The sequence below is a fragment of the Rhizobium sp. K102 genome (genome assembly GCF_022385315.1).
In the GTDB taxonomy this organism is placed as follows: Bacteria; Pseudomonadota; Alphaproteobacteria; order Rhizobiales; family Rhizobiaceae; genus Rhizobium; species Rhizobium croatiense.
The window spans coordinates 1-24,902 of record NZ_CP092434.1 but is presented as its reverse complement, the minus strand read 5'-3'; the positions used below and the strand labels follow the sequence as shown (position 1 = coordinate 24,902).

The window sequence follows — 24,902 nt, the reverse complement described above, 5'->3', positions numbered from 1 at the left end:
TCAGTGGTAATAGCGGGGGCCGCGGATGTTGGAGTGATTGATCGGCTCGGGTGATGCTGTGCTTGATGACGAAGATCGGTCGAGGTGATTGTCGAGAATGGAGCGCACCGATCCATAGGTTCGAGCGCCGATTTCCAATGCTCGGCCGCAGGCCGCGTTGACCCTCTCGCGTTCGAATGCTTTGACGAGGCGGATAATGCCCAGGCAGGCTCTGTAGCCCTGTTCCGGATGCGGCCGATCAGCGAGAATACGCTCGCAGAGCAATGCAACGTCCGATCCGATTGCCGACGCCTCGCGGCTAATGCGCTCTATCGTCCAGTCGGCAAAGCGGCGATGGGATGATGGCATGTGCTCGGGAGTTGTCGTGTGCTTGCCATTGCCGCTCGAACGCCGGTGGGCGGCAATCCGCTCGCCCTTGTAGAAGATCTCGATGGTATTGGCGGTGATGCGTGCCTCGACTTGCTCACGGGCAAAACGATAGGGCACGGAGTAATAGTGCTTGTCGATATCGACATGATAATCGAGCCCAGCCCGGCGTATCTTCCATTCAGCAAAGACGTATCGTTCGACGGCAAGCGGCCGCAGGGCCGGATAGTCGATCTCTTCAAACAACTGTCGCCTTGTGCGCCCGACACGACGCAGAACACGGGTGTCGTTGAGATCGGCGAGCAATTCCATGATTGCCGCATTGACGTCGGCAAGGCTGTAGAAGACGCGGTGGCGCATTCGGCCAAGCAACCAGCGCTCGACAATGCGAACCGCTGCCTCCACTTTCGCCTTGTCCCGCGGCCGGCGTGGTCGCGTCGGAAGAACAGAGCTTCCGTAGTGAGCTGCCATCCCGGCATAGGTGCGATTGACCTGCGGATCAAAATGGCAGGCCTTGATCACGGCCACTTTGGCGTTGTCAGGGACAAGCAATGCCGGCGCGCCACCAAACGCCTCAAGCGCCAGCAGGTGGCACTCAATCCAGTCGGGAAGTGTTTCGCTCCAGCGGGCGTGTGCAAATGACAGGCTCGATGCCCCCAACACCGCAACGAACAGATGCGCCTGTCGCGTCTTTCCCGACAATCTGTCGACGACCACCGTCACTGTGTCGCCGGCATAATCGACGAACAGCTTTTCGCCAGCCGCATGATCCTGGCGCATCGTCACCGGCAGCTTCACCGCCCAAGCGCGATACAAATCACAGTAGCGGCTGTAGCGATATCCATCGGGATGAAGGCCGATATACTCGTCCCAGAGGATCTGCAGCGTCACATGCTTGCGCTTCAGCTCCCGGTGAACATGCGCCCAATCCGGCTCGACACTGCGACGGTGACCGGTCTTCGTGCCGGCAGCCTTATAGAGAGCCGCCTCCAACACCGCATCGCTGACATCGTCGCCCAAAGGCCTGGAAAGTCCGGCACGCTCCAAACGGCGCAACGTCTCGCGCACCGTCGAGGGCGCCGTACCAACGCGCACCGCAATCGACTTGTGGCCAAGGCCTTCCTCAAATCTGTATCTCAGAATCTCGCGGACACGCCGCATCTTTAGTCTCTCCGCTGGCATCGCGTTCCTTCCTCTCGAGCAACTGAAAGGAAGAACGTCTCACCAGCAGGACACCCCGACAAACAGCCCCAATGAGGGGGCGGCATCATCTCGGAACAAGGGGGCGGTTAATTCTCGGAATTGGGGGCGGCATCATTTCGGAATGCGGGGGCGGATTGCCTCGGAATCTGCATACATGATTCGACGAATGTTTCGTTCAGACCACCGTCAGGTTAATTCGGTTTAACGAAAAATTCCTTGCAACAAATCATGGGGTACGATAGTTATTCGGCCGGGCCTGGCCCACGAGATCGCCTTTGCGGTCGCCCAAAAGCCTCGATGGAAACATCGGAGGCTTTTTGAGTTTTTAGGTCTTCCGCTCGATATTCTCAAAGCAGCTATATTTGGATCCGAGCATCGGCCGCTCGTCTTCCTTAATACGGCAGTCAATCAGCTTTCCATCGCCGATCAGGCGCTGGTAAGGACGATTGCTGGCATGATAGCCGCCCATGCAGATCGGCCAAAGATACAGATCCGCCAGTTGTGCCATCGGTGAAGTCTTCCGCTTGGTCTTGAACTCGTAGAGCGCCTGGGTAAACCGCTCGGGGGTCAAGGGGCCATACTTATCGGAATTGTCCTTAGCGAACGGCATTCCCTCCGCCTTTAGAGCCTTGTAATAGCCCTCTAGGTCCGCATCTTCGGCCTTGTTGCAGCGCTCAGGATGCACGCGCAGCTTCATGCCTTGGGCGATAGCGTATTTCGCGGCGCGTTCGACGACGACAGTGAAGGCGGTTTTGCAGAGCATCCAAGGATTCTGCTTGTACTGCTCGAGGTATCGTCCACAGTATCCGGGACGGTCGACAGTGCACGCGATACCCACCACGGGCGCCTCTCGCATTAGAATGTAAAGTTCTTCGTAGAATGCTCCCAGCTTGTCCTTCTCCCAGCCCCGCAGGAAATCGAAGTTCTCGTTCTGCGATCTGATTTCCGACGAGTGCAAGGGCGCCGTGATTTCCCATTTCTCGCAGAACTTTGCGTGAAGATCTCGGGCGTTGTCCTCTTCGTCACTTCGAACCAGGATTCCACCGAGTGCGAACCAGTCATACCCGTGCGCCGCTTTCTTCCCGACCTTGTGGGTGGGATGTCTAGTTCCGGAATCGTCGAGGTAGAGGTTCAAGGTGACAGGCAAAGCAATCTCTCGTGGCAGTCCATAGGATTCGTTCAACTCGACTACTAATACCCGCAAATACATAATTTTTGCTCACTACCATCCACCTTGATGTCGCTTAGCACCTGCTCAAGCTTGCGGCGGTTGGTGAGGAATATCGCACGAAGCTGGGGGCAGTCAGGCGGCTGATTCAATCCTGACGAAGGCGGTCGGCAGAATGGTCAAGAACAGCAGCCAGTGGTACGTCAGCTTTCCATATACATCGGCCACGTCGGCTTCGATCAATGAACTGGTCTCCCGGATACAAATCAGGTGGTTGCCATCGTAGGCTAGATAAAAATGTGCGGAATCCAGATCTCATTGCGCCGTCAGATCAGCCGGCGTTGCAGCGCGACCTTGCTCCAATTAACCCGATCGGTGAGAAAATGAGTTTCCTAGCCTTTTCACTTAGGACATAGGGCTTCGATGATCGCGGGGAGATATTTCCGCACCTGGTCGCGGTCGCTCTCCTTCTCATTCTCGGACAGCTCCGCATATGGCGTCGCGATCTGACGATCCCACTGCGCGACAAGGTCGGCAGGTATTAGCAGACTTCCATCGGTCTGCCGGATTCCCTTAGCATGCATGTACTTCTGCCAGTGCGACCAGCGCTCGTGTTCGATATGCGCTAGGCCTTCCAAAGTGCGCTGCAGGGCCTCTTCAATTTCTTTCCGTTTCATCAGCCGTCTATATCAGATCCTTCGCCGCCAGCCGCCTGTAGTGCTCTCCGAGGGCAGTCAGTCGAACAGTCTTCGACTCCATGGCGGCATGCCACATGTGCGGAGCTTCCTCGGGGACCAGCAAGCCGACGCGGTTGTACTTCTGCAGGATAGCAAAGATGGCGTTGTGATCCGGATCGGGAGCGGGAATGCCTCGTGGATCGGTCGCCCACGTGTCCGGCCGCTCCGGCTCGTAGGTGGGGTCAAGGTGCATCTGGTACCCAGCCGACGGGAAGAATTCGGAAATCCTCCGCAGCTCGCCGAGCTCAAGCGGCGGCCGAACCTTCCGCAGAGACACGAAGCGCTTCACGTTGGTTTTGAAAACAGGGCGTTGTGCCCATGGCCCGAGTGACTGATCGACATGAGCGTACACGCCGCCAGGGGTGACTTCACCAATCAGGTTGGCTGCAGCCCCGCCAAGCGCGTCTACCAGAAGGGAAGTGAAGACCCCGGCACCGTTCTCCTCGCTGGCATACTGCTCGTCGGTGGAGGCTGTGAGAATGCTGACGCCATCGCTGATCTCCGCAACCTTCTGCTGAAGCGCGCTCCCTCCAGCTACGCCGCTATGGCAACTGTCGAGGATGATGACACGGTTGGCGATCTTAGAATTGTTGGCCATCGTCATGATCTCCGCCAGCGAGACGCCGTCGTTGCCGGTCTTCACCTCGGACGAGCAGAGATAGCCGCCCGTCGCCTCGACGTGCCCGTGACCCGCGAAGTAGAGCAGCGAGACCTCGCCATCTCCAGCGAAAAGCTCCTTGATCGCGATCCGAAGCTCTTCCCTCGGAACCATGTCATTTGGGCCGGTGCCTGTGATATGGCGGACGCCGAAATTCACCGATCCGTCAGCATGGCGGTCGAGCATGGATTTGACCGCGAAGGAATCGTTCACACACCCATAGAGCGGCGACACATTATCGTAGTAGTCAATGCCGACGACGAGAGCTTTGCGCATTTAGAGGCTATCGATCCAGTTCGCGATATTGTCCCAAGTCCAGACCATGGTATTTAGGCCTTCGATCTTGGTGCGGTCGTCCTTGTAGCACCACATCCCGCGCACCAGCTTTCCCTCTTCCCTTGCGCACTTGATCTCCCACTTCTGACCACTCGACTTGAGTGAGTTCTCACTGACGAGAACAAGCACGCTGTCTGACCGCCTGATGCGGGTTCGCACGCGCGCTTTCCAATCCTCATCGTAAGCTTCCTTCACCGACATATCCACGTATTCGAATGGGGAGCGGGTATTGAGTGACTGACCCTTGAGGTAGTCGCGGCAACGAACGTCTTCGATCGCAAATGCTACAAAAACAACTTTCTTGTCGGCCATGCGTGCCCCACCTTCCGACTGATTCTCTTTCTGGAACACTATCAAAAAATCCGAGCGAGTAGTAACGACGACGAGCAGAAAAAGTTGTTCTTGCCGGTCTTCAGCCCCCGCCGCCGCCCCTACGGCCTCGGTCAATCAAGAGCGCCTTTAGCAAAATTGGTCGTTTTTGTTGGCGACATCGCCGCTTTCAGCGTCGCTGGTCTCAGCCGGTCTTAGTACCGGCTTGGCGGTTGCCGAACCTGTCGAACTCGGACTTTGAATCGATGCCCTGTTCGACATCGAGCGGGATATCAACGGGCTTGCCGCCGCCGATTAACGCTTGGAGCGCCGCCGCAGTCACGTTTACCGCTCATCGACGATCTGCAGGCCCGGCTTCAAACCGAGCGGTGCAGATCGTGCCGCCTGCATGGCCACACTGATCATGACGGCAAAGCTCAACAACATCGAGCCGCAAGCATGGCTTGCCGACGTTCTTGCCGCGTCGCTGACACGCTTATTGCCAGGCTGGAGCAACTGCTTCCGTGGAATTGGACACCGCCGACCATCGACGCTCAAGCGGCCTGACCTGCGGCCTCCACCGTATGAACCGTCGAGAGATACGGCCGTGAAAGTGAATGTTGCGGCTGCTAAGTAAGCATCGCAGTACAGCTCCATCTAGCGACGTGACGTGAAGGACGGGATAGCGCGACTCTGAGGACTGATTTGTCGGCAAACAAGGATCATTTTTTGCCGAAGCCGCCTACCTCCGGTGCCTGGTACTTGGCGCGGTAAACGTCTAAGTAATCCTCATCCTGACAAATGCAGCGACCCAGCCGATCCTTCTTGCGCCGCTCTGTGACTATGTCACTAGGGATATTGCGTAGCAAATTAAGTTTGGCAGTGGTCCAATCTGGCGCATTGCCTGCCGCCTGCTTGATGATTTCTCCGGCCAGCATGATGCCGGCCATCGCCGACTGGAAAGCCATCGGAACCTCGACACGCACCGGCTTGCTCCCAGCTGTGAGCTCAAACACAACGCCGCCGCAGATGGCGCCTCGGTAAAGGTTCCTCAAGGGCTGGTCTACGAATTGAAGGAGTGGCTCAACGGGGACTGTCAGCCGGCTTGCGATATCTCGCATCAATTCCTCGCTAACGGGGGCACCATCGTGAAGCATAGGTCGCACTATATCTATTTTCCGGTCCTCGAGGCCGAGGGCCTCGGCAATGACTTGGTCCTCGTCGGGAACCGTTCCGTTCGGTATATACAAGCATGCAAGGCATGCCATCTCCCCCTCAAATCCGTGGTGCGACACTCCGAGGTCACCGCGCTGAGTCCAAGAATTGATAGTCCAGCGAGGTAGCGTACCTTGTACGGCAATTCGATCCGCCGCCGTATCTAGTGCGACTGCCACATGCTGCATGGAGCGGATGATTGGCAGCGTTTGCCATCTGGCGCTATGGCCGTCGATTGTAAGGTTGCGTTGAGCTTTCAGGTATCGCCAAGCAAGCTTCACCTTGCTCTGGCCAATATCCCGCTCGAGCGCCAGCACGTAACGCTGAAGATTCCCTTGGTCTACCTGCTCGCCATCAACCACCTGCAAGTGCCCTTGCAAGTGCGGAACGCGGGAGAGCGCCCACACTGCGCCGTTACCGATCGCGCCTAGCCCGAGAAGGAATAAATCATCGAGCGCGGTGTCGGAAAGTGGCGGGTTAGCGCGCGAGCCAGGAGCGTAGTCAAACAAGGAAAACGTGACCGCCTTGTCCACTGTCGCACCGGGGATCTGATCTCTGAATATATGTCGAAATAAGTTCGACGCAGCAATGCACGCGGCGGCACCTGCGCCGAAAGCATTGTTACTGCCGGCGGTTCCGACCGGCTCCTCTGGGGAGAATTTTGCAATCCACCCGTCAGAGCCGAGGAAGAACTTTGGGCAGGAGATTTCGGGGTTGGTAGAGCCAACAACCAGACAATGCGAAAGCGCCGATGATCCACGGCGAGCGATTGTGATGTCTTCGTTGATTGAGCGAGCCAGTGAGGCGAGATTCTTGGCTAGCTTTTTTGCCTCCTCTCCCGAAGGCAACAGGCAAATGGTCGGATAGAGGCGCGCCACCAACCTGACCAGGAGATCGAGTGACGCTCTGCCCTCGGTCGCGCATGCCTGCTCATCAAACGCAATTCCGATCACTAGGTCGTTGAGCAGGTCCTCAAAATCCTTGGGGTCGAAGCCCTGGAGAATTTGTGACGCCGCCGTGGCCGCGCGAACGAAGTATTTCGCCAATGCCATGTTTCAATCCACGATTTCTATGAGACGGTTCACCGTTTCCTGCGACACCGCCATCCACTTTCCCGCTTTGTCGAGCCGGTAAACAGCGGTCTGCGAGAGATCAGTGGGACCTGTCGCAAAGTCCGGCACGACAAGCGAGAGCGAGCCGACCGCCGTTGCCAACGCGTATTCGTCGTCTGTATCGGAGTGGTACGCGTCACTAGGGTGACTGTGAATCTGCGCGAGGATGCGAAGCCCGTTATCGAAGAGCCACATGTTTATGCGATGCAACTCGGTTCCGTCGACGTGAACGCCAACTCCCGCCGCGGATCGAATAAGGCGTTGCTGAGGGATGAGCGCTCGCTCGACGGTTGCGATTTCGGCTGCCACGGTCCCCACCCAGAGCCCCAGTCCCTCGTATCCAGAGCGGCCTACCTCTGCCAGATGCTCATGCACATCGTTGACGGCCGCGCGCGGGACTACGAAGCGTTCGACAGCGGCGAGACCAATTACCTGGGTAGAGCCGCTGCGTCCATCTGGAAGCCTGAGAAGTTCATTTGAATTTGGTACTCTAGCATCCGTATTGGATTGATCCCGCTGGCCCAAATTTGTTCGAGAATAAAGTGCAACGAGCCTTCGCCAGAGCGACGATGCAATAGCCATAAGTCACCTGTATGAGCCGGATGATCGTGATATTCTCGAACCCCGGGAAGGCAAAGGAACGGGGTCTCGTCGGGGCTATGGGCCTGAAGCAGCTCTTGAACAGATAGCCGCTGTTGTTGCGCCAGAGTGGTTACGGTTTCTGGCGACGCTTCTTTCAAACCGTTGAGACGCAGCATCTTAAAACCCAGGCTTTTCGCCGGCAATGCAGTCCCAGTTGAGGGATCAACGAACGTCACCGACGGTGGCTCAAGGTCGTAGTTCGTGAAATCCAGGCGTACCGCGCACACAAGCGACCGGGGTGTGACCTTCAATGCGACAAACAAAACCAAGACAGTAGGAAACGTGGCGTCCAAAAGGAACCAACCTCGCCGGCGATACGAGTTCTTCAAGCTCCCGATACTGTGCGACTTCGCGTTCGAACTTTCGTCGAGAAACCGCCTCGTCGACGAACTGACTTTCGGTCAACCTGCGGCTCCAGCCTTAAGGCTCAGGAATAGCTTCTGTCCGGCTGTAATTCCAAGATCCTCAATCTTCTTGCTCGCGTCGAACACTGTCCCGTTCTCATCCTTGAGTTCCCAATTCTCAGGAGGCTGCCCTACGTTGCCTGATTCCTCCAGCGCCTTGGCGATTGCTGTATGAAGAGGTGCATTAACATTGGCTTCAACAGAAACCGGTTCGCCATTCACAACAATCGTCAAGGTTATCTTGTTCTTCGATCCGGTTTTTTTGCCCGCAGCCTCAGGAGCAGTATTCGGAGACTTTGCCATGCTTACTCCATCAATTGAGCGATTCGTATCTAAAGTTTAACTGAATAAAATTACGAGTAAACCTGTAGTAGTCTGACAGGCCCTTCGCTTCGGCTTAATTTCGGGCTGCTAAGGTGTCGCGTGCGATTATCTTGAGTTCCTGGCTTCCAAACGGCGTCTGCTATGCGCCATTCGAGATCTTTGCCGCTGATCGACCGTCTGCGTACAACGTGAGCAGCAGCCCGCACCCGCTTCCGAATCGGTCGCGCTAGTTCAGACCGAGCCGATGTCTGCTACGAGGGGATGCGAGACGGAAGGCTTAGTAACAACAGGGTCGTTGGTTCTGATCCCTTCAAGGCGCTCACGTTCGGTACAATGAGCCGGTCGCTGCTTGTTCACCGACCAAAGAGACTGGCGACCAGGCGCGAGCTTGCAGAGGGAAGGCGACCCTCATCCAGTCCATTTGTTCGATAGTAGGCGAGAAGTCGCTCGCGCCCGAGTGTTCCTCGTTCCAAGGGAAGGAAACGAAGCGCATTACGACGGAAGATCTTGTCGCAAATATCGTCCGAAAGACCGCAGTCGGTGCGCAGGAAGGCGTTCACGCTTTCGATATAGTGATTATAGCCTGCCTCCTTCCCAAGCATTATCCAATCGCTCCCGTAAACGATGTGATCGCAACCGCTGTCGAATTTTTCCAGCCATTTGTTGAAGGACCTCGCAAGGAAGTCTCGTTCTTTCGAGCCAGCCGAAAGCACCTCCGAAAAATAGCTGATGTCGGCGACCACGTTCCCGCCGGGATTTTCCTTGATGAATTCACCCAGCCGCCATTCCCAACTGCCATCCGGCAAAGGCATTCCTTCCCGTCCAGCCGACCGTGCGCGGAAACGACCGAAATGCGCGATACAAACCCGTAACTTGGGGAACTCCTTGAACACGGGGATCCGGTAGGCCGGATCGCCCCGCTTTGCATAATCTGGACCGGAACCGTTCGACGAATAGCCATGAGCCAATATTGGGGCATCAACATCGACACAGAGCTTGTAGAGGTCTCGAAGCGCAGCATCGAGTTCCTCGTTGGGCTCAAATCCCAGGCTCTTCACTGTTCGCTCCGGATATGGCGGCTGGTTGCCCTCGGGACGAAAGCCCATCGGCGGGTAGAGCTTGATGCCGATGAAACCATGTTTCATCAAAGCCGAATGGGCAGTCGCAAGCGAGCTTACGCTGCTTTTCCCTTTCCGGAATGCCACTTCCCGGAGTGGATCAAATCCCATGTAGCCGTGAACGACGGGACCGGATTTAGCTTTCGCCATGCGCTGCGAAATCCGGTCCATCACTACCATCTGCCGGGGTAAGGGCGAAGAGTCTACATCTTCATAGAGCCACTCATCATAATCGACGAGCGCCGGCGTTAACAGGAGCGGATTGAAGCCCTGTGCCTTGCTGTCAGCAACCAGGCGATCGACAAGGACGTGCCGGTAAAGGCGAAACAGGCTGAACCAATTGAGATAGCGCCCCACAGGATCTTGCCTCAGGAAAGCGCGCTGGCTGGCTCCGCGGGCTTCTCCAATCGTGAGCGGTTCGTTCGCGCGCAAAGTCTTGATCGGGTCACCGAGCATATAATTTAGGAACTTTTCCTCGGAGATAGATGATCGTGTCGACAGATCGCCCGGGTCTGCCACCGTAACGATCCGCCGCCTCTTCCGATCGAGTTCCAGGAGATGCTGGCTTGTGTCTTCGACCGCCGCTGCGCGCGCTTTGTCGACCGTCAGCGAGGCCGCTTTTCCGTTCCGTCCGGTCTCGAGAAACGCGATCTCCTCATCCGCCGTCGGTGCGCTACCGGTGCCGAGTAGCTTCAGAAGAAGTGCGATGAATTCGTCGGTCACGTCGGGATCACGAACTGCGAGAATGCGGGCGGCCGACTGCTTGGGAAAATCTTCGAAGACGACTTGCCGCAGGAAGCGGGTGGTCGGCAGATCCGACGCATTGAAGACGTGGCAGTGAGCGTCGACCAACGGGACGCCTTCGCCCGGTACCGACGGGCTCGGTCGTCCGCAACCCGCAGTCAATGCGACAGCAGACAAAGATGCCTGCGTTAGAAAAGTTCGACGTAACATAACCATCCCCCAACTCGGCCTCGATGCAATGCAGACATGAAATGCCCGCCAAGCGTTCTGATCGTCACGAGGGTTCAAAAATTCAGCCGGGCGATCATCGGGCAGTGATCGGAAATAGCCAATACTTGGTCTTTCCCGTTCGGGGTGCCTGCTTTGTTGCCACCAAGGTTTCCGATGCTCAGATGTTCGGCCGGGCCATCGCCTTTGATTCCGGGGCCGACGAGGATGTGATCAAGGCCTACCGGATTGCGGCACTCGAGATAACTGTCTGATGCGAGCAACTGTGTTTCCGGCATGGTCAGGTCGCGGATTTCGGCCTAGGTGCAAAGTGCCTGCCCGGCATCGCTGATCTGGCAGTGCTCGTCGAGAACCTCGAGATTGGCAGCCGCCGGCTGACCATCGGCGAATTCTTCTATCAGAGACCGCGACAGCACGCCCGCCGGCCGGGCGATGAGGTTCCGCTGGCGCCGGTCCTGGCCGGCCGCTGGTCGCGCAGTTCGTGCCAGAGATTGCGGTTAAAATCGCCGAGGAGAACGATCCTGGCGCCATCGGCCGCCGAGCGCTCAATCCAGCTTTCGAGCGGGTCGATCTGTTGCTGCAGGATCATGCAGTGATTACCACTTTCCTCCAGATTTCCACCGTCGAATGGCGACACGCAGCTCGACTTGAGGTGGACATCCATGATGCGAAGCAGTTTTCCATCGATCTTGAGTGTGACCGCAAGACCAGGGCAGCCAAGCAGACGAATGCGCTTGCGGCGGGAAGATCAGCGCCGCAACAGGCCGACGAAATCCTCAAGATCAGTGATCGCCGGCAAGGGGGCCGTAACCGTCGTGCTGCGGGTGATCTGGTTGAAGTCGGCAAATTTGACCTTCATGGTCACGGTCTTGGCGCCAACCTCAATGGCCTCGCAGTAACCCACACGCTTGCAAGCCATGCAGACTATCTGTTCAGCTTGCGAAGCGAGAGATAAACGTTTGCTTGCCGGTGCGACAATTCCGCCCAGGCGTGGTTTTTCGTAAGGTCCGGATCAACCTGTTCGGCGAGGCGCGACATTGCATCTGCGGCCGCATGAAAGCCTGAATACCATCCGGCACCAACGGCAGCCGACATGCCCGCGCCGAGAGCGGATGCTTCATTCGAGAGGCTGCGGATGACGGGAAGGCCGGTCGAATCGGCGACCATTTGCCGCCACAACGCACTGCTGGCGCCGCCTCCGATGACAAAGACACGGTCGGCTGCCACGTCCCTTCGCCGCATTTCATTGAGCGATCGAACAAACTCCAGCGTAATCGCCTCCATCGACGCGCGATAGAGATGCCCCATACCGGTTTCAGGCCCCATGCCGGTGAAGCTTGCGCGCGCATTTTCGTCCCAGTGGGGATCCATGCACCCTACGAGATAGGAGCAGACCGTGACGCCGCCCGACCCAACGCCAAGGCTGTTTGCCTCAGCCTCAAGGCGTTCGAAAATTCGGGCACCGTTACGACTGCCGGCGAAGGTATCCAGAAGCCAGTTCACAAAATAGGCGCCTCCGCGCTGGCAGCTTTCCAGAAGATAGCCCTCGCCGCTGGGCGAGGCCAGGGTGCGCCAGTAGCGGCTGAGTTCCGGTGTTTCCGACCACCCGCCGCCAACGACTGCCGTGCCGAGGTTCAGGTAGACAGCGCCGGGGTTTATCGCATTGACGCCGAGACCTGCGCAGTTTCCGTCGCCTCCGCCGGCAAAGACGGGTGTCCCGGCACGAAGACCCGTTGCCGCCGCTGCTTCTGCTGTGACGCGGCCGATCGCGGAGCCCGGCCTGTTCAGTGGCGGCAGCTTTTCAAGCGGAATACCCAGATGATCGAGGATCTCGCGTGACCAGACTTTCTTTTCGATATCGAGAATCCCGAAAGGATCGCCGCTGGTCCAGCTGGCCTGCGCTTCTCCCGTCAGCTTCTGCGTCAGGAAGTCATGAACACTGAGAATCTGCGCGGCATTGTCGAGAAGGTCCGGCTGGGTTTCGTGGAAAAACCGCAGACGGTAGACGCAGGGGATGACGTCGATCGGTTTGCCGGTGATCGCGTGGAGCCGCTCTGCACCGATCTCCGCGGCAAGCGTGCGCACCACGTCCTTTGCGCGGCGGTCGAGCCAGAGCGTCGCCGGGGCAAGTGGCTTTCGATCCTTGTCGAGCAGAACCATGGTTTCGCGCTGGTTTGATATCGCAATGCCATCCACGCGGGCAGGGTCGATCTCACGGATCAGCGATGAAAGCGCCATGCAGGCCGCTGTCCACCAGTCGTCGGCATCCTGTTCGGCATGCAGCGGATGTGGTGTTGAAATGACATGGGCGGCCCGACCTTCTGCCCGGGGTGTGCCATCGGCGGTCCAGGCAACCGCCTTGACCGATTGAGTCGATGAATCCATGCCAATGACGTATCGTTCGTCAGGCCGCATGCACGCTCCTCCACAGACGGAGGTACTCTCCGCCGATCTCCCTTGCCGGTTCCCCGGCTCCTCCTGTCGGCTTTACCCAACACTCCTCACACCGCGCTGAACGCGGTGTCCTGCGAAAGCGTTTCGTCTCTAAGGTCTGCTCCTGACGCTTTAGTTCTTTGTTTTTACGCATGTCGCTTTGCAAAATTGGTGCAATTTTACGAAACATGCCTAAAGCTCCAGCAACGCCTCTCCCGTGGCGACGTCGGTTACAAAATGTGTCGCATAGCCCGCTTCAAGGGTAGCGACGATGGCGGGTAATTTGGACACTCCCCCGGCAACACAGATCCGGCTTGGGACCTGGCGCAGATCGCCAAGGGTGATGCCGACCATGCGGTCGTCATGATCCCCCTCGACGGCGGCGCCGTGGGCATCCAGAAAACGGCCGATGATCACCGCGGCGGCGCCGCGGGCGACGTAGTCATCGATCTCTTCTTGACTGGCGATCCCGGAGACCCGAACCGTGCTGCGAGGTCCCAGATCACCGACGCCAAAAAGGATGCGATTGCAAGAATGCACCAGGTCCATCTGCTTTTTAAGCACGGGTTCGGCGAGCAGCGCGGCTTTCAGTTCGCGCGTCGACAAGACGGCCGGCGCCAAGAGGTTGACGCAGCGCGCCTGGATGCGATTTGAAAGCAGCGACGTACAAAGTTCCGGTGAAAACTCCGGCTCGCCGGTCGAGCTACCGGAAACCTGCACCACGGTCAGGTTCGATAGCGGCCGCGTCAGGACAATCTGATCCGCGACGGCAAGTACCGTACGGCCCCAGGCAACACCGATGACGTCGCCGTCCTCAATTTGGTCTGCGAGCACCCGGGCGCCGGCGTCTCCGAGGCGTTGGGACAGGCTTTCATCCGTGCCATTGGGAATGACGAAGACGCCGGAAAGCCCGTATTTGCTCATCAACGCCCGCGCAACGCTGGTACGGCCGCCGGCCTTCGGGTTGATGACGACGGACACAATCCCGCGCTCGCGAGCCTCCTGCAGGTAGTTGACGATCGTGGCGCGGGAGACATTCAGCTGCTTCGCGATCTCGCTCTGCGTCAGCTGGTCGGCATAATAGAGCCACGCCGCCCACATCACGGTATCATCGAACTCAGTGGGCACTGATGTCCCGGTTTCGTCGCCGCGTTTCACTGAAGATTTTGCTCGTCCCATGGGGCTATATGGCAGAGGTGCGTGTCTTTTGTCAATCTTTGTTGTCATGTGTATTGACAAATGGCAATCAAGGTTGTCTTTTGTCTTCCCAACGCAGAAAGACGGCAGTGCAAGCCCTGGAGGGGGAGCGGCGGTGTCGGCAAAGGAGGATCGCATGGCAGTCACAATGCCTTACGGCGGCTGGACGGCGTTGATTGATGACATCGTGGGCGGCAGGTGGAGCAACCCGGAAACGGGCATGCTGGCATCCGTTCCCTACGAGAAGATCGTCATTGAAGAGAGCCTGGACGGTCGCGAGGCAGCGCTGGTTGCTGGCCTTGAGCTAGGCGATCGCTATACGGTTGTTGCAGATGCCGATACCTGGGATGCGATGGGCTCGCGCGTGGCGAAGGCACTGGGTTCGCTTGCTCCGGTGGATACCGTTATCCTCGAGCATCCCCATGCGGACATGGCCAATGTTGCAGATCTGAGCGAAAGGCTGGCCGGCGCCGAAGGCGTCGTGGCTGTTGGCTCCGGCACGATCAACGATCTCTGCAAGTTCGTTACCGGCCGCACCAATCGCCGCTATGCCGTGTTCGGTACGGCGGCCTCGATGAACGGATATACGTCTACGACGGCTTCGATCACGCTGAAAAGCGGTCTGAAAGTGTCTTTGCCGTCCCATGCACCGTCCGGCTTCTTTATCGATCTCAACGTCAATGCCGCAGCTCCGGCCTATCTCTCGGCCGCCGGCTTTGCCGATTGCCTCGTGCGTTCGGTGGCGCAGGTTGACTGGTGGATGTCTCACAGGCTGATCGGCAGCCTTTATTCCAAGGTACCCTACATCATTCAGGATGCAGATGAGCAGGAGCTCAATACACGCGCCAAGGGTATCGCCAACGGCGATATCGCCGCCAATGGTTACCTGCACCGGGTGCTGACAATGTGCGGTCTCGGCGTGTCCTTCACGGGCATGTCGAACCACGGTTCGATGGGTGAACACCAGGTGTCACACTATATAGACTGCTTTGCCGGAGAGAAGCATCCGGGGACCTTGCATGGCCAGCAGGTCGGCGTTGCGACCCTCTCGATGGCAAGGTTGCAACGCCTATTCCTCGATAGCGAAAAGCCACCGGTGATCCGCCCCACCAAGATCGACCGAGAGGGTATGAACGCCCGCATGGGCCACGAGATTGCTGCCCAATGCTGGCAAGAAATCCAGCCGAAGGCCTTCGATGCGCGGGCCGCCGCTGAAATCAACGAAAAGCTGGCCGATATCTGGCCGACGCTGCGCCAAGAGCTGAAAGCCTTTGCGCTTCCGGTTGAAGACATGGAGCAGCTTCTAAGAGATGCCGGAGGCCCGATGACATCAGCCGATCTCGGCTTACCAGTGGAAACATACAGAGAGGCGCTCGTGCATTGCCGCGAAATGCGCAATCGCTACGCCTTCCTCGATATAGCCGCCGATGCGGGGCTGCTCGAGGACTTCGCTGCCGGGGAGGTGTAGGCCATGCGCCCGGTTGCCGAGATGCCGAAAGATGTCGCTGGCGCGGTTCGCGTGCTTTTTGCTGACATCGACGACACGTTGACTAATGAGGGGCGGCTGCCTGCTGTCGCCTATGATGCGCTCGAGCGGCTGAGTGCGGCCGGCATCGCCGTTGCCCCAATTACCGGCCGGCCGGCGGGTTGGTGTGACATGATCGCCCGCATGTGGCCTGTCGTCGGCGTGGTCGGCGAAAACGGCGCTTTCTATTTCGCCTATGACGAGGAAGCACGTCGTATGCGCCGCAGTTTTGCGATCGGCGAAACACAACGCACCGCCGATCGCCAACGGCTGGCGCGGGTCGGTGACCGAATTCTGTCGGAAGTTCCCGGCGCTGCAATTTCTGCTGATCAACTTTACCGTGAGGCCGACCTCGCCATTGATGTCTGCGAGGATATCCAGCCGCTTGCCAACACCGATGTCGATCGTATCAAGCATATTTTCGAGAAAGAGGGAGCCGTCGCAAAAATCTCTTCGATCCATGTCAACGGCTGGTATGGCGCCTATAACAAGCTGACCACGAGCCGCCGGTTTGCGGCCGATATTCTCGGCATGGATATCGATGCCGAGAAGGATCGTATCGTCTTTGTCGGGGACAGCCCCAACGACGCTCCCATGTTCGGTTTCTTTCCAAACGCCTGCGGCGTCGCCAATGTTCTGGATTTTCGAGGAACCTCGATAGCGAGCCGACCTATGTCGCGGCCAGGAAGGGAGGCTATGGATTCGTCGCGGTGGTGAACCGCATCCTAGAAGCACGGGGACAGGCGGCATGAGCGGCTCGGTTTACGATATCGCGATCATCGGTGCCGGCATCATCGGCGCATCGTTATGCGATGGCCAAGGGCGGCATCGCCGCCAGCGCGGTTCTCTGCTTCATCTTTTCGTGGACGGAATTCCTGTTCGTGCTGACGCTGACGCAGACGGGCCTCAAAACGGTTCCGGTCGTGTCTTCGACCTTCGTGACCTCCATCGGTACCGCATGGCAGCGCTTGGCGCAGCCGCTATCGTTCCGCCTTTATCGTCATTCTGCTGGTGCAGCGCCACCTGGTTCGCGGCCTCGCCATGGGGTCGCTCAAACAATAGAAAAAGAAGGGAATGGGCCTGGAGGAGGCCTGCTCCCGGCAAACGAGAAATTCGGCCCAAGCCCGGTCCCGGATATGGAGAAGGAAGAAAGCATGAATGAACATGACAGAAAATCCTATCTCGCCCTGGTGACGGATCGTTTCGTCCACGGTCGCTCCCAGACCACGGTTTCCGGGCTTTGCGAAGCCGTCATTCCGCCGCAACCGATCGCGCTGCACAAGCCGGAAGAGTGCGGTTATGGTGAAATCCCGGGTGCTGGCCACCAGGGCGGCTCTTTGCTCGCAGTCTCCAAATATTCGAAGAGTCCGGACGCCGCATGGCTGTTCATGCAATGGGCGACCTGCGCCGATAGACAGGCTCTCATCACTACGCTTGGCGGTGGAACAGGCCCCACACGCGCATCCGTCTATGACGACCCGCGCGTCAAGGGCAACGCCCGCGTCGGCGCCGGCACGACGCGGCATCTGCCGGTCGTGCGGGAAACGATCGCCAAATATATGGGATCGGAACCGGGTCTCCCGGAATGGGCGCAGATTTCGTCCGACACCATCCCTGTGAGCCTCGGCAAGTATTTCGCCGGCAGCTATGGCTCGCAGAAGGAAGCGATGGATGACATCGCCACGCAGATAGAGACCGTTATGAAGGGCTGATGACAGAAGTGGGAAGCGGCGGCGCAACCGCGATGCCCCTTCCTCAGACACTTCGCTGGAGAAAGAGGATGGAGAATGTGGTGGACAAACCTTTGATCGCAATTACCGGTGCGAGTTCCGGCATTGGCGAGGCCGTGGCCCGGGCGTTTTCCGCGGCCGGCCACCCGTTGCTGCTGATTGCCCGCAGGCTGGACCGGCTGCAGAAGCTCTCCCTGCCCAACGCGGTGCTGAAGCAGGCCGATGTGCGCGACCGCGAAGCGCTGGTTGAAGCTGTCAAAGCCGCCGAGACCCAGCATGGACCGGTGGACATGATGTTTGCCAACGCCGGCATCGCCCGGCTCGGAGATATCGCCCGTCAGCCGCCTGAAGAATGGGACGAAATGATCGACATAAACACCAAGGGCGTGATGAACAGCGTCCATGCGGTTATGAACGGCATGATCGAGCGCAAGCACGGGACGCTGATGATGATGAGCTCGATCGCCGGGCGGAAGGTTTATCCCGATCATACCGTCTATTGTGGCACCAAGTTCTTTGTCCATGCCGTCTCGGAAAGCCTGCGCGAATATCTGTCGCCGCATAATGTCCGCGTCATCGTCATCTCACCGGGCATTATCGATACGGAGGTGCTGGACAGCGTGCGCGACGAGACGACGCTTGCCAACTACAAGGCGAACAAGGCCGAGATCGGCGGCGGTATTTCGGCGGATATCGTGGCGGAACTGATCCTCGACGCCTACCAGAAGCCGCAGCGCGCCATCGTCCAGGAAATCGTCATCACGCCAACCCGGCAGAAGTATTGAAACGTGGCGGCCACCCTCCTCCATCAGGGGCAGGCTGCGCAAACGGAGTTAACACCCCCATGGCGACCGTGGTATATCAGCGCATCGGAAAGTACTTCGGCGCCTTTACGATCATGCGAGACATCTCGTTCAAGATTGAAGGCCATGAGTTCGTTGTTCTGCTCGGGCCGTCGGGCTGTGGCAAGACGACTTTGCTGCGCATGACGGCGGGCCTCGAGACCGTCACGGAAGGCGACTTGCTGATTGATGGCAAGCGCGTGAATGACGTGCACCCGCGCGACCGCTCGATCGCGATGGTGTTCCAGAACGCTTTACCCGACGATGAAGGTCTACGACAATATCGCCTTCTCTCTCGAAGTCGCCAAAGTGCCCGCCGCGGACATCAAGAGGCGTGTCGAGTGGGCCGCGGCGACGTTGAAGCTGACGGATTATCTCGGCCGCTACCCGAAGGAGCTTTCCGGTGGTCAGCGCCAGCGTGTCGCCATGGGCCGCGCCATGGTGCGTGAGGCAGCGGTGTTTCTCTTCGACGAACCTCTTTCGAACCTCGATGCGAAGCTGCGCGCGCATATCCGTACCGAAATCCGTCAGCTGCACAACCGGTTGAAAACCACCACCATCTACGTGACCCACGAGCAGGTCGAGGCCATGACAATGGCGGGCAAGATCGTCGTTATGCGTGCCGGCAAGATCAAGCAGATAGGTTCTAACGACGACGTCTATGACAGGCCGGAAAGCAAATATGTCGCGGATTTCATCGGCTCCTCGGCCATCAACTTCCTCCCGGAACGGTCGTCGTGGCCGATGGCGTTCCCGCCGTCGACACGGCGACCGGACGGGTGCCGCTGGATGCGTCCACGCGGGAAAAGCCGGGGCAGTCGGTCGTGATCGGATTGCGCCCGACCGATCTCCAGGTCGATCCCGCCGGACCGCTTGCGGCTAAATCGATCCTGCTGGAGCGTCTGGGGCATGACGCGCAGTTGTTCTGCGAAGGGCCGGATGGCCGGTTCGTCGCGGTGGTTGACAAGGCCGCGCGGCTCGCGCCCGGAAGCGACGTCCGCTTCACCGTGCCCACGTCCAAAGTTCACGTTTTCGATACTGCTACCGAGGCGCGCATCTAGGTTCGCGGGCTCTTCCAATCACAGGTTTATCGCGCCGTGCCGGACCCGCCGGGCGGTCAGGAAAGGAACTTTTATGAAATCGCGCTGGTCGGTATCCGAATTTGCCTCGGTGGTCGATGGATACGTCGCCAAAGGTATCAACCGTGACCTCGCCATCCGCACCTACACGACCCGGTTGCTCGGCTGCGACCCGGAACTGGTTCTGCATGGCGGCGGCAACACCTCCGTCAAAACCGTTCTGACCGAAATGGATGGATCCGAGGTCGAGGTGCTCGGCGTCAAGGGCAGCGGCTGGGACATGGGCACGATCGAACCCCAGGGGTTGCCGGCAGTGCGTCTTGAGCCGTTGCGCGCCATGGTCGGCTTCGAAACGCTCTCCGATGACGACATGGTGATGCTACAAAGACGATTGCTGATCGATCCCTCTGCCCCCAATCCCTCCGTCGAGGCGATCCTGCATGCCCTGCTCCCGTTCAAGCACATAGACCACACCCATGCGAACGCCATCGTATCCCTGACCAACCAGCCCCATGGCGAAGACATCATCCGCGAGCTCTTCCCGGACTCGATTATCGTTCCCTATGTCATGCCAGGCTTCGATCTCGCCAAGGTCTGCGATGCTGCCTACCGCGCCAATCCCAAGGGCGATGGCATGATCCTCTTAAAACATGGCATCTTCACATGGTCGGAAGATCCGCGCACTTCCTATGAGGATATGATCGCGAAGATAGATCAGGCAAAAAAACGTATCGCCAAGGGGAGGGCGAAGCCGTTCCAGAGCGTCAGCGTACCGGGAGGACTGGCCGATACTGCCGATATTGCCCCGATCCTGCGTGGTGCGCTGGCGGTCGACACGGGCCAGGACGGCGAACCCAGACGCTTCGTGTTGGAACACCGCTCAAGCGAACGAATCCTCGATTTCTGCAATTCGGACAAGGTGGAAAGCCTCGTGCGCCGTGGCAATGCGACCCCGGAACACGTCATTCACATCAAGCGCTTTGGCGTGGCGCTCCCGGCGCCCCGGAAAGACAAGCTTGAGGAGTGGGCTGCCACGGTGCAGGAAGCGGTTTCCAGCTATGAGGCCGACTACAAGGATTACTTCGCCCGCAACAATCTTCGCGCGGGCGGGATCAAGCGAATGCTCGATCCGAAGCCGCGTGTCTTCTATGTTGCTGGACTGGGCCTCTTTGCCGCCGGCGCGGCGCACAAGAATGCGATAGTGGCTGCCGATGTCGCGGAGGCAACAATCGAGGTCATCAGCAATGCCGAGGGGATCGATGCCTTCGAGGCCCTTTCGGAAGCCGATCTCTTCGATATCGAGTATTGGTCGCTTGAACAGGTCAAGCTTATCAAGGTCCAGGAAAAGCCCTTGACACGGCAGGTAGCGATCGTAACGGGTGCGGCAAGCGGCCTCGGTCTGTCGGTCGCCGAAGCGTTAAAGGCGGAGGGCGCCGATGTCGCGCTGTTCGACATCTCGGAAGAGCCGCTGAAGGTCGCCGCGAAACGTCTAGGTGCGCTGCCCGTCGTCTGCGATGTGACCAACCCCGATGCAGTAGATCGCGCCGTGGCGGAGGTTGCCCGTCATTACGGCGGCGTCGACATCCTGATTTCCAATGCCGGAGCGGCTTTTCAGGGCAAGCTTCTCTCCGTCGACGAGGCCACGTTCCGCATGGCGTTTGAGCTGAATTTCTGGGGCCATCACTATGTCGCCCGGGCTGCCGTTCGCATCATGGAAAAGCAGGGAACCGGCGGTGCCTTGGTCTTCAATGTCTCGAAACAGGCGGTCAATCCGGGTGCTGATTTCGGTCCCTATGGCACGTCCAAAGCAGCGCTGATGGCGCTAATGCGGCAATATGCGGTTGAACACGGTGCATCCGGCATCACGTCGAATGCGGTCAATGCCGACCGCATTCGTACCGGCCTGATGACCGACCAGATGGTGGAGGATCGCTCCAAGGCGCGCGGCCTGCCCCCGGAGGAATACATGCGCGGCAACATGCTGAAGCGGGAGGTGACCGCCGCAGACGTGGCCGCCGCCTTCCTGCATCTCGCCAAGGCGCGCGCCTCGACAGGGGCAGTTATCACCGTGGACGGCGGAAACGTCGCCGCGATGATGCGATAACGCGCAAACGGCTTTTTCGTAGGCGGCGTGCCGGTCATCGCCGCCATCATCATATGGCATTGGAAGGACATCGGGCATAGCAACCATCCTCATCCTGGGCGCAGGCGTCATGGGTTCGGCCCTCGCCGTTCCCGCGACCGATAACGGGCACACCGTCCTGCTTGCGGGAACACCGCTCGATGCTGCCATCATCGACCGGCTCAAACAGTGGGGTGGCATCCATCCCGAGCTGGACGCACCCCTTTTCGATGCCGTGCAAGTCATTGCCGGTGGGGAACTGACGCCAGCGCATGTGGAGGCTGCCGATCTCGTTGTCGTCGGCGTGTCCAACCCCGGTATCGAGTGGGTCGCGGATCGGCTGAACGGGCTGCTCGTATCGGAAATACCCATCGCCTTCGTGACCAAGGGCTGGACCGAGATGGCGGCCGCGTGGTCACCTATGCCGAGACCCTGCCGCGCCGCATCGAGAGGATGTCGGCTTTCATTGGCATCGGCGGTCCCTGTATCGCGAAAGAGCTGTCCAACCGCTTTCCGACCCTCAGCGTTTATTCTGGCCGTGACCGCGAGGCGACGGAGCGAGCGGTGGAACTGATGCGCACGCCTTATTATCGTCTTGCGATCACCGACGACGTGACAGGCGTGGAGGCCTGCGCGGCCTTGAAAAACTTCTTTGCCATCGGTGTAAGCGCCATGCAGACACGCTATCCGGACCCGACGCGACCGGACGGGCAATCCAAAAACCCCACCGCTGGTGTGTTCAATCAGGCAATGCTGGAAATGGCCTCGCTTTGCGAGCGTATCGGCGGGCACCGCGCCACAGCCTTTGATCTTGCCGGTCTCGGCGACTTGCATGTCACGGTCGGCGGCGGACGCAACAGTAGGCTCGGTCACGGGGGCTGGGGCACTCGGTTTCCGAAATAAAATCCGGTGAGCTTGCGGGTGAAACGGTGGAAGGCATCGACACGGCTGGCGTTGTTCTCTCCCTGCTGCATCAAATCGACAATGCGGAAAACGAATTTCCATTGGCGACCGCCATCACCAATGCCGTGCAGGGAGACGCGAGAATGGTCTTTGATTTTAGCAAGCTCTGCACGCAGTAGCTCGGTCGCCTTGAACTGAGTGCTGCGGTGACGATCGTCAGGGTGCGGCGCCCTTCGCCCAACCGGGAAAGAGCGATGCAAGCTTTCCCAGTGCATCTTCAGCAAGCACCCGATAGGTCGTTATCTTGCCGCCAAGGACCGAGAGAAGCGGGGCCTTCCCCGGACCGCCATCAAGCTGCGGCAAATTGTCGCGCGTGGTCTCCTGGGCGTTGGCCGCGCCGTTGTTTAAGCGCCTGTACGACCGAATAGCTCCAGACCACATTCGGCGCGTTTCACATCCTTGCCAAATAGGAAGAAACTGCCTGCACGAGATAATCGATTTCTTCCGACGAAGCCGCGACGTTCTCGGGAGCAGCATCGTAATCACGATCGGTCGTGCCCACGAGCGTAAAGTCGTCTTCATAAGGAATGGCGAAGAAGATGCGACCGTCCGGATTCTGGAAAATGTAGCAGCGGTCGTGATCATAAAGCCTGTTGACGACGATATGGCTGCCCTGAACCAGCCGGATACGATCATTCGTCTTCAGACCAACGACATCGGAGATGACATTGGCAACCCAGGGACCGGCAGCATTCACGAGGGCTTTCGCGCGCGCCTCCGATTTTTCGCCGGGCTAGCCGTTCGGTGGGCCTATTAATGCGGGCGCCCTGAAGCTTATCGCTCCCTAAAGCGTTCTCTGCTTCTCGAGGAAGACGCCACTTCCACTCGTGCGTTACTTGGGGCCGTGAGGCGGTCCAGTAAAGCCTGCCGGTCGGCGACGAGGGTGTCGAGGTGCAGCGGCTGGCTCCCGGGCCGTTCTCCATCAGCCAATCGCGCGGCCAGCGCCCTGGTGGCGTCCACGACAAATACCCCGCAATCGTAGCTGTTGTCCTGCTGGGCCATCCGCACTCCATCCAAGCGGGCCCCCAGACGTGCTGCCAGCCCCTTTGCAATGGCGCTGTTCAGGGTGCCCAAGGAGTCGTAATGATAGGCGACCGGCTGGCGCCCGCGCAGATCGACAAACAAAAGCGACCAGTGGGTGCCCCCCGCGCCAGTCCCAGCATTGTTGACCGGAAGGAACACGAAGCTGGCCGTGCCGCTCCCGAAGTTGGCTCTGCCGCCATCGATGATGTCGTGGAAAGCGGCGGCCGCGTCGGCCGGGTTCCGAGCCATGCGCAAGAAATGGGCCACCGCAGGCGCCACCAACCGTGTCCGGGCGGCGATGTCGGGACTGGCCCTGCGCAGCGCCTCGCCAAGCAGTGCAAAATCGGCCGCGATATGCTCGTCTTCGAGCAAAGGAGGGATTGGCGCGCTCCCGACTAGCCGGTTGTCACCAATATGTTCGGCATCAAAAACCGTGTGGGTGACTGATTGGTACCCCGCCTGTTGCGCGTAGGAAGTGACAGGACCTGCCCTGACTTGATCTTCAAGCCTGATCTGCCGGTTCCCCGTTCCAAAAGCAGCCCTCCTGGTGTCGATGGGCGACAACTCACTGACATCCGCCAAATCGGATTCGGCTAAATCGGGAACGTCCTTGGGGCTTGCTTGCGATGACCTCTGCGCCTCCGCTGAGGTACTGTATTCAAGGCCGCCAAGCGCCGCATCGGCTGGACGGCGTTTGCTTGCGGATCGAGATGGCGCCACCGTCGGCCGCTGCCGGCGGTAGGACGATTTGGCTTCGCTCCCCTGTTGGCAAGGCTGCGGAGAGCATCGGGTTTGCTCGGCTGATGAACTGGTTCGTCGCGCCAGCAACGCGTTCGCCGATGTTCTTGATCTCGGCCGCGGTCAGCGACGGAATTTCATGATACTCCATCACATCGGAATACGCACCAAGCCTTTGGCTTGGTTGATGGCCTGTTGCTCGGTCAGCTTCGTCGGCCTCGTGAGCCCGGTCTTGACCTCGGCATAACCATTTGCGAGGCACCACTCGATGATGCCCGCAAACCTGGTCAGCGTTATCTCATGTACTGAACCCGATCGCCTGCGCTCTTCAAGGGTCGTATCAACGCAGAAGCGGGAGCTCTTGACCATCGCCGGTGTGCGTTCAGCCTGTCCTCCGGTAGCCGTTGTTGGAAGCGGCAACGATGTAGGTTGGGTCTAGAGTCTCGAAGCCGGATGCTTGGCCGTCTACAACCTTGACCTCCCAGCCTAGCCGCTCCGAGAAGACGCGAGCGCGTAGCTGGTGGTGTTGGTGAAGGAGCTGAGTTTTGTGGACATTCCGCGGTTTACTGAGCGCGAACACCTGCATGAATTTCGCCGTCGTCGTTGAAGTCGGCACAAATCGGAGTCGGCCGCTAGTTGTAAATCTTACAAGGCAGATTCGGTCGTGAAGAATGGTGAAAGCGATC

22 protein-coding genes and 8 pseudogenes are annotated in these 24,902 nt (G+C 58.8%); 10 read left to right on the top strand and 20 right to left on the bottom strand.

The annotated features are described in order from the left end of the window. The 6 genes from istA to MHI61_RS03070 all read right to left on the bottom strand — a co-directional run bounded on the left by istA (position 1) and on the right by MHI61_RS03070 (position 5,120). Positions 1-1,527: an IS21-like element ISRel16 family transposase gene (gene istA / locus MHI61_RS03095; RefSeq protein ID WP_011427313.1), complete on the bottom strand. Its 1,527-nt coding sequence runs from the start codon at positions 1,525-1,527 to the stop codon at positions 1-3. 367 nt (positions 1,528-1,894) lie between these two features. After that, positions 1,895-2,752, bottom strand: a complete 858-nt coding sequence (locus MHI61_RS03090; protein ID WP_166486932.1) for a DUF3800 domain-containing protein — start codon at positions 2,750-2,752, stop codon at positions 1,895-1,897. A gap of 386 nt (positions 2,753-3,138) precedes the next feature. Next, on the bottom strand, positions 3,139-3,414 hold the full coding sequence (locus MHI61_RS03085) for a hypothetical protein (RefSeq protein ID WP_042119506.1): 276 nt from the start codon (positions 3,412-3,414) through the stop codon (positions 3,139-3,141). 7 nt (positions 3,415-3,421) lie between these two features. After that, positions 3,422-4,408, bottom strand: coding sequence for a caspase family protein (locus tag MHI61_RS03080; RefSeq protein ID WP_011427315.1), 987 nt, complete (start codon positions 4,406-4,408; stop codon positions 3,422-3,424). After that, positions 4,409-4,780, bottom strand: coding sequence for a TIR domain-containing protein (locus tag MHI61_RS03075; protein WP_042119579.1), 372 nt, complete (start codon positions 4,778-4,780; stop codon positions 4,409-4,411). Between the two features lie 202 nt (positions 4,781-4,982). Beyond that, a complete protein-coding gene (locus MHI61_RS03070) occupies positions 4,983-5,120 on the bottom strand; it encodes a hypothetical protein (protein WP_176539351.1) in 138 nt (45 codons plus the stop codon). 45 nt (positions 5,121-5,165) lie between these two features. Between MHI61_RS03070 and MHI61_RS03065 the strand changes: the two are divergent. Continuing rightward, a pseudogene (locus MHI61_RS03065) lies at positions 5,166-5,344 on the top strand (transposase domain-containing protein); the annotation flags it as partial. Between the two features lie 155 nt (positions 5,345-5,499). Here MHI61_RS03065 and MHI61_RS03060 read toward each other — a convergent pair. The 5 genes from MHI61_RS03060 to MHI61_RS03040 all read right to left on the bottom strand — a co-directional run bounded on the left by MHI61_RS03060 (position 5,500) and on the right by MHI61_RS03040 (position 10,444). After that, complete coding sequence (locus tag MHI61_RS03060) at positions 5,500-7,044, bottom strand: E2 ligase fold family C protein (RefSeq protein ID WP_011427318.1); 1,545 nt, start codon at positions 7,042-7,044, stop codon at positions 5,500-5,502. A 3-nt stretch (positions 7,045-7,047) separates the two neighbouring features. Then, entirely contained in the window at positions 7,048-7,413 is a 366-nt protein-coding gene (locus MHI61_RS03055) for a Mov34/MPN/PAD-1 family protein (RefSeq protein WP_239789428.1), read from the bottom strand. Between the two features lie 119 nt (positions 7,414-7,532). Next, positions 7,533-8,039 carry a putative metal-binding protein gene (locus MHI61_RS03050; protein WP_239789427.1) on the bottom strand — a complete coding sequence of 169 codons (507 nt, stop codon included), beginning with the start codon at positions 8,037-8,039 and terminating at the stop codon, positions 7,533-7,535. A 108-nt stretch (positions 8,040-8,147) separates the two neighbouring features. Beyond that, positions 8,148-8,453 (bottom strand): DUF2604 domain-containing protein, encoded by a 306-nt coding sequence (locus MHI61_RS03045; RefSeq protein ID WP_011427321.1) that lies wholly within the window; start codon positions 8,451-8,453, stop codon positions 8,148-8,150. Positions 8,454-8,827: 374 nt separating this feature from the next. Then, the gene (locus MHI61_RS03040) at positions 8,828-10,444 is read right to left on the bottom strand and encodes an amidohydrolase family protein (protein ID WP_225882628.1); all 1,617 of its coding nucleotides are present in this window, start codon (positions 10,442-10,444) and stop codon (positions 8,828-8,830) included. A 143-nt stretch (positions 10,445-10,587) separates the two neighbouring features. Here MHI61_RS03040 and MHI61_RS03035 point away from each other — a divergent pair, with 143 nt between their 5' ends. Then, positions 10,588-10,818 carry a hypothetical protein gene (locus MHI61_RS03035; RefSeq protein WP_165779395.1) on the top strand — a complete coding sequence of 77 codons (231 nt, stop codon included), beginning with the start codon at positions 10,588-10,590 and terminating at the stop codon, positions 10,816-10,818. Positions 10,819-10,961: 143 nt separating this feature from the next. Here the strand turns inward: MHI61_RS03035 and MHI61_RS03030 are convergent, their stop codons facing one another. The 4 genes and pseudogenes from MHI61_RS03030 to MHI61_RS03015 form a co-directional block, all read right to left on the bottom strand. Next, positions 10,962-11,153: a hypothetical protein gene (locus MHI61_RS03030; RefSeq protein ID WP_239789426.1), complete on the bottom strand. Its 192-nt coding sequence runs from the start codon at positions 11,151-11,153 to the stop codon at positions 10,962-10,964. A gap of 162 nt (positions 11,154-11,315) precedes the next feature. Further along, positions 11,316-11,465 (bottom strand): annotated as a pseudogene (locus MHI61_RS03025) (nucleotidyltransferase); the annotation flags it as partial. A 23-nt stretch (positions 11,466-11,488) separates the two neighbouring features. Then, complete coding sequence (locus MHI61_RS03020) at positions 11,489-12,979, bottom strand: FGGY-family carbohydrate kinase (RefSeq protein WP_239789425.1); 1,491 nt, start codon at positions 12,977-12,979, stop codon at positions 11,489-11,491. A 210-nt stretch (positions 12,980-13,189) separates the two neighbouring features. Further along, positions 13,190-14,176 (bottom strand): sugar-binding transcriptional regulator, encoded by a 987-nt coding sequence (locus MHI61_RS03015; RefSeq protein ID WP_042119508.1) that lies wholly within the window; start codon positions 14,174-14,176, stop codon positions 13,190-13,192. A gap of 154 nt (positions 14,177-14,330) precedes the next feature. On the opposite strand from MHI61_RS03015, the gene MHI61_RS03010 reads away from it, so the two are divergent. The 8 genes and pseudogenes from MHI61_RS03010 to MHI61_RS02975 all read left to right on the top strand — a co-directional run bounded on the left by MHI61_RS03010 (position 14,331) and on the right by MHI61_RS02975 (position 22,574). Beyond that, entirely contained in the window at positions 14,331-15,662 is a 1,332-nt protein-coding gene (locus MHI61_RS03010; RefSeq protein ID WP_011427326.1) for an iron-containing alcohol dehydrogenase, read from the top strand. Positions 15,663-15,665: 3 nt separating this feature from the next. Further along, positions 15,666-16,471 (top strand): annotated as a pseudogene (locus MHI61_RS03005) (HAD-IIB family hydrolase). 60 nt (positions 16,472-16,531) lie between these two features. Continuing rightward, a pseudogene (locus MHI61_RS03000) lies at positions 16,532-16,781 on the top strand (carbohydrate ABC transporter permease); the annotation flags it as partial. 155 nt (positions 16,782-16,936) lie between these two features. Next, a pseudogene (locus MHI61_RS02995) lies at positions 16,937-17,431 on the top strand (extracellular solute-binding protein); the annotation flags it as partial. A 77-nt stretch (positions 17,432-17,508) separates the two neighbouring features. Next, entirely contained in the window at positions 17,509-18,234 is a 726-nt protein-coding gene (locus tag MHI61_RS02990; RefSeq protein ID WP_086005040.1) for an SDR family oxidoreductase, read from the top strand. A 59-nt stretch (positions 18,235-18,293) separates the two neighbouring features. Then, positions 18,294-19,352, top strand: a pseudogene (locus tag MHI61_RS02985) (ATP-binding cassette domain-containing protein). A gap of 73 nt (positions 19,353-19,425) precedes the next feature. Further along, positions 19,426-21,474: a bifunctional aldolase/short-chain dehydrogenase gene (locus MHI61_RS02980; RefSeq protein WP_011427331.1), complete on the top strand. Its 2,049-nt coding sequence runs from the start codon at positions 19,426-19,428 to the stop codon at positions 21,472-21,474. 76 nt (positions 21,475-21,550) lie between these two features. Continuing rightward, positions 21,551-22,574, top strand: a pseudogene (locus MHI61_RS02975) (glycerol-3-phosphate dehydrogenase). A gap of 272 nt (positions 22,575-22,846) precedes the next feature. On the opposite strand, the gene MHI61_RS32755 reads toward MHI61_RS02975, so the two are convergent. The 5 genes and pseudogenes from MHI61_RS32755 to MHI61_RS32745 form a co-directional block, all read right to left on the bottom strand. After that, positions 22,847-23,152: an FAD-dependent oxidoreductase gene (locus MHI61_RS32755; protein ID WP_011427333.1), complete on the bottom strand. Its 306-nt coding sequence runs from the start codon at positions 23,150-23,152 to the stop codon at positions 22,847-22,849. A 77-nt stretch (positions 23,153-23,229) separates the two neighbouring features. Continuing rightward, a complete protein-coding gene (locus MHI61_RS02965; protein ID WP_011427334.1) occupies positions 23,230-24,042 on the bottom strand; it encodes a Ulp1 family isopeptidase in 813 nt (270 codons plus the stop codon). 130 nt (positions 24,043-24,172) lie between these two features. Next, positions 24,173-24,394, bottom strand: a pseudogene (locus MHI61_RS02960) (hypothetical protein); the annotation flags it as partial. Continuing rightward, the gene (locus MHI61_RS32750) at positions 24,367-24,585 is read right to left on the bottom strand and encodes an acyl-homoserine-lactone synthase (RefSeq protein WP_063503098.1); all 219 of its coding nucleotides are present in this window, start codon (positions 24,583-24,585) and stop codon (positions 24,367-24,369) included. The pseudogene MHI61_RS02960 and the gene MHI61_RS32750, both read right to left, overlap by 28 nt. Positions 24,586-24,598: 13 nt before the next feature. Beyond that, complete coding sequence (locus tag MHI61_RS32745; RefSeq protein WP_063503099.1) at positions 24,599-24,802, bottom strand: acyl-homoserine-lactone synthase; 204 nt, start codon at positions 24,800-24,802, stop codon at positions 24,599-24,601. Between the last annotated feature and the right edge of the window lie 100 nt (positions 24,803-24,902).

Excerpts from the sequence above, each read along its gene's own strand:
- istA (WP_011427313.1), bottom strand. The coding sequence starts at position 1,527 with ATGCGGCGTGTCCGCGAGATTCTGAGATACAGATTTGAGGAAGGCCTT.
- MHI61_RS03085 (WP_042119506.1), bottom strand. The coding sequence starts at position 3,414 with ATGAAACGGAAAGAAATTGAAGAGGCCCTGCAGCGCACTTTGGAAGGC.
- MHI61_RS03080 (WP_011427315.1), bottom strand. The coding sequence starts at position 4,408 with ATGCGCAAAGCTCTCGTCGTCGGCATTGACTACTACGATAATGTGTCG.
- MHI61_RS03075 (WP_042119579.1), bottom strand. The coding sequence starts at position 4,780 with ATGGCCGACAAGAAAGTTGTTTTTGTAGCATTTGCGATCGAAGACGTT.
- MHI61_RS03060 (WP_011427318.1), bottom strand. The coding sequence starts at position 7,044 with ATGGCATTGGCGAAATACTTCGTTCGCGCGGCCACGGCGGCGTCACAA.
- MHI61_RS03045 (WP_011427321.1), bottom strand. The coding sequence starts at position 8,453 with ATGGCAAAGTCTCCGAATACTGCTCCTGAGGCTGCGGGCAAAAAAACC.
- MHI61_RS03035 (WP_165779395.1), top strand. The coding sequence starts at position 10,588 with ATGCCCGCCAAGCGTTCTGATCGTCACGAGGGTTCAAAAATTCAGCCG.
- MHI61_RS03030 (WP_239789426.1), bottom strand. The coding sequence starts at position 11,153 with ATGATCCTGCAGCAACAGATCGACCCGCTCGAAAGCTGGATTGAGCGC.
- MHI61_RS03020 (WP_239789425.1), bottom strand. The coding sequence starts at position 12,979 with ATGCGGCCTGACGAACGATACGTCATTGGCATGGATTCATCGACTCAA.
- MHI61_RS03015 (WP_042119508.1), bottom strand. The coding sequence starts at position 14,176 with ATGGGACGAGCAAAATCTTCAGTGAAACGCGGCGACGAAACCGGGACA.
- MHI61_RS03010 (WP_011427326.1), top strand. The coding sequence starts at position 14,331 with ATGGCAGTCACAATGCCTTACGGCGGCTGGACGGCGTTGATTGATGAC.
- MHI61_RS02980 (WP_011427331.1), top strand. The coding sequence starts at position 19,426 with ATGAAATCGCGCTGGTCGGTATCCGAATTTGCCTCGGTGGTCGATGGA.
- MHI61_RS32750 (WP_063503098.1), bottom strand. The coding sequence starts at position 24,585 with ATGGTCAAGAGCTCCCGCTTCTGCGTTGATACGACCCTTGAAGAGCGC.
- MHI61_RS32745 (WP_063503099.1), bottom strand. The coding sequence starts at position 24,802 with ATGCAGGTGTTCGCGCTCAGTAAACCGCGGAATGTCCACAAAACTCAG.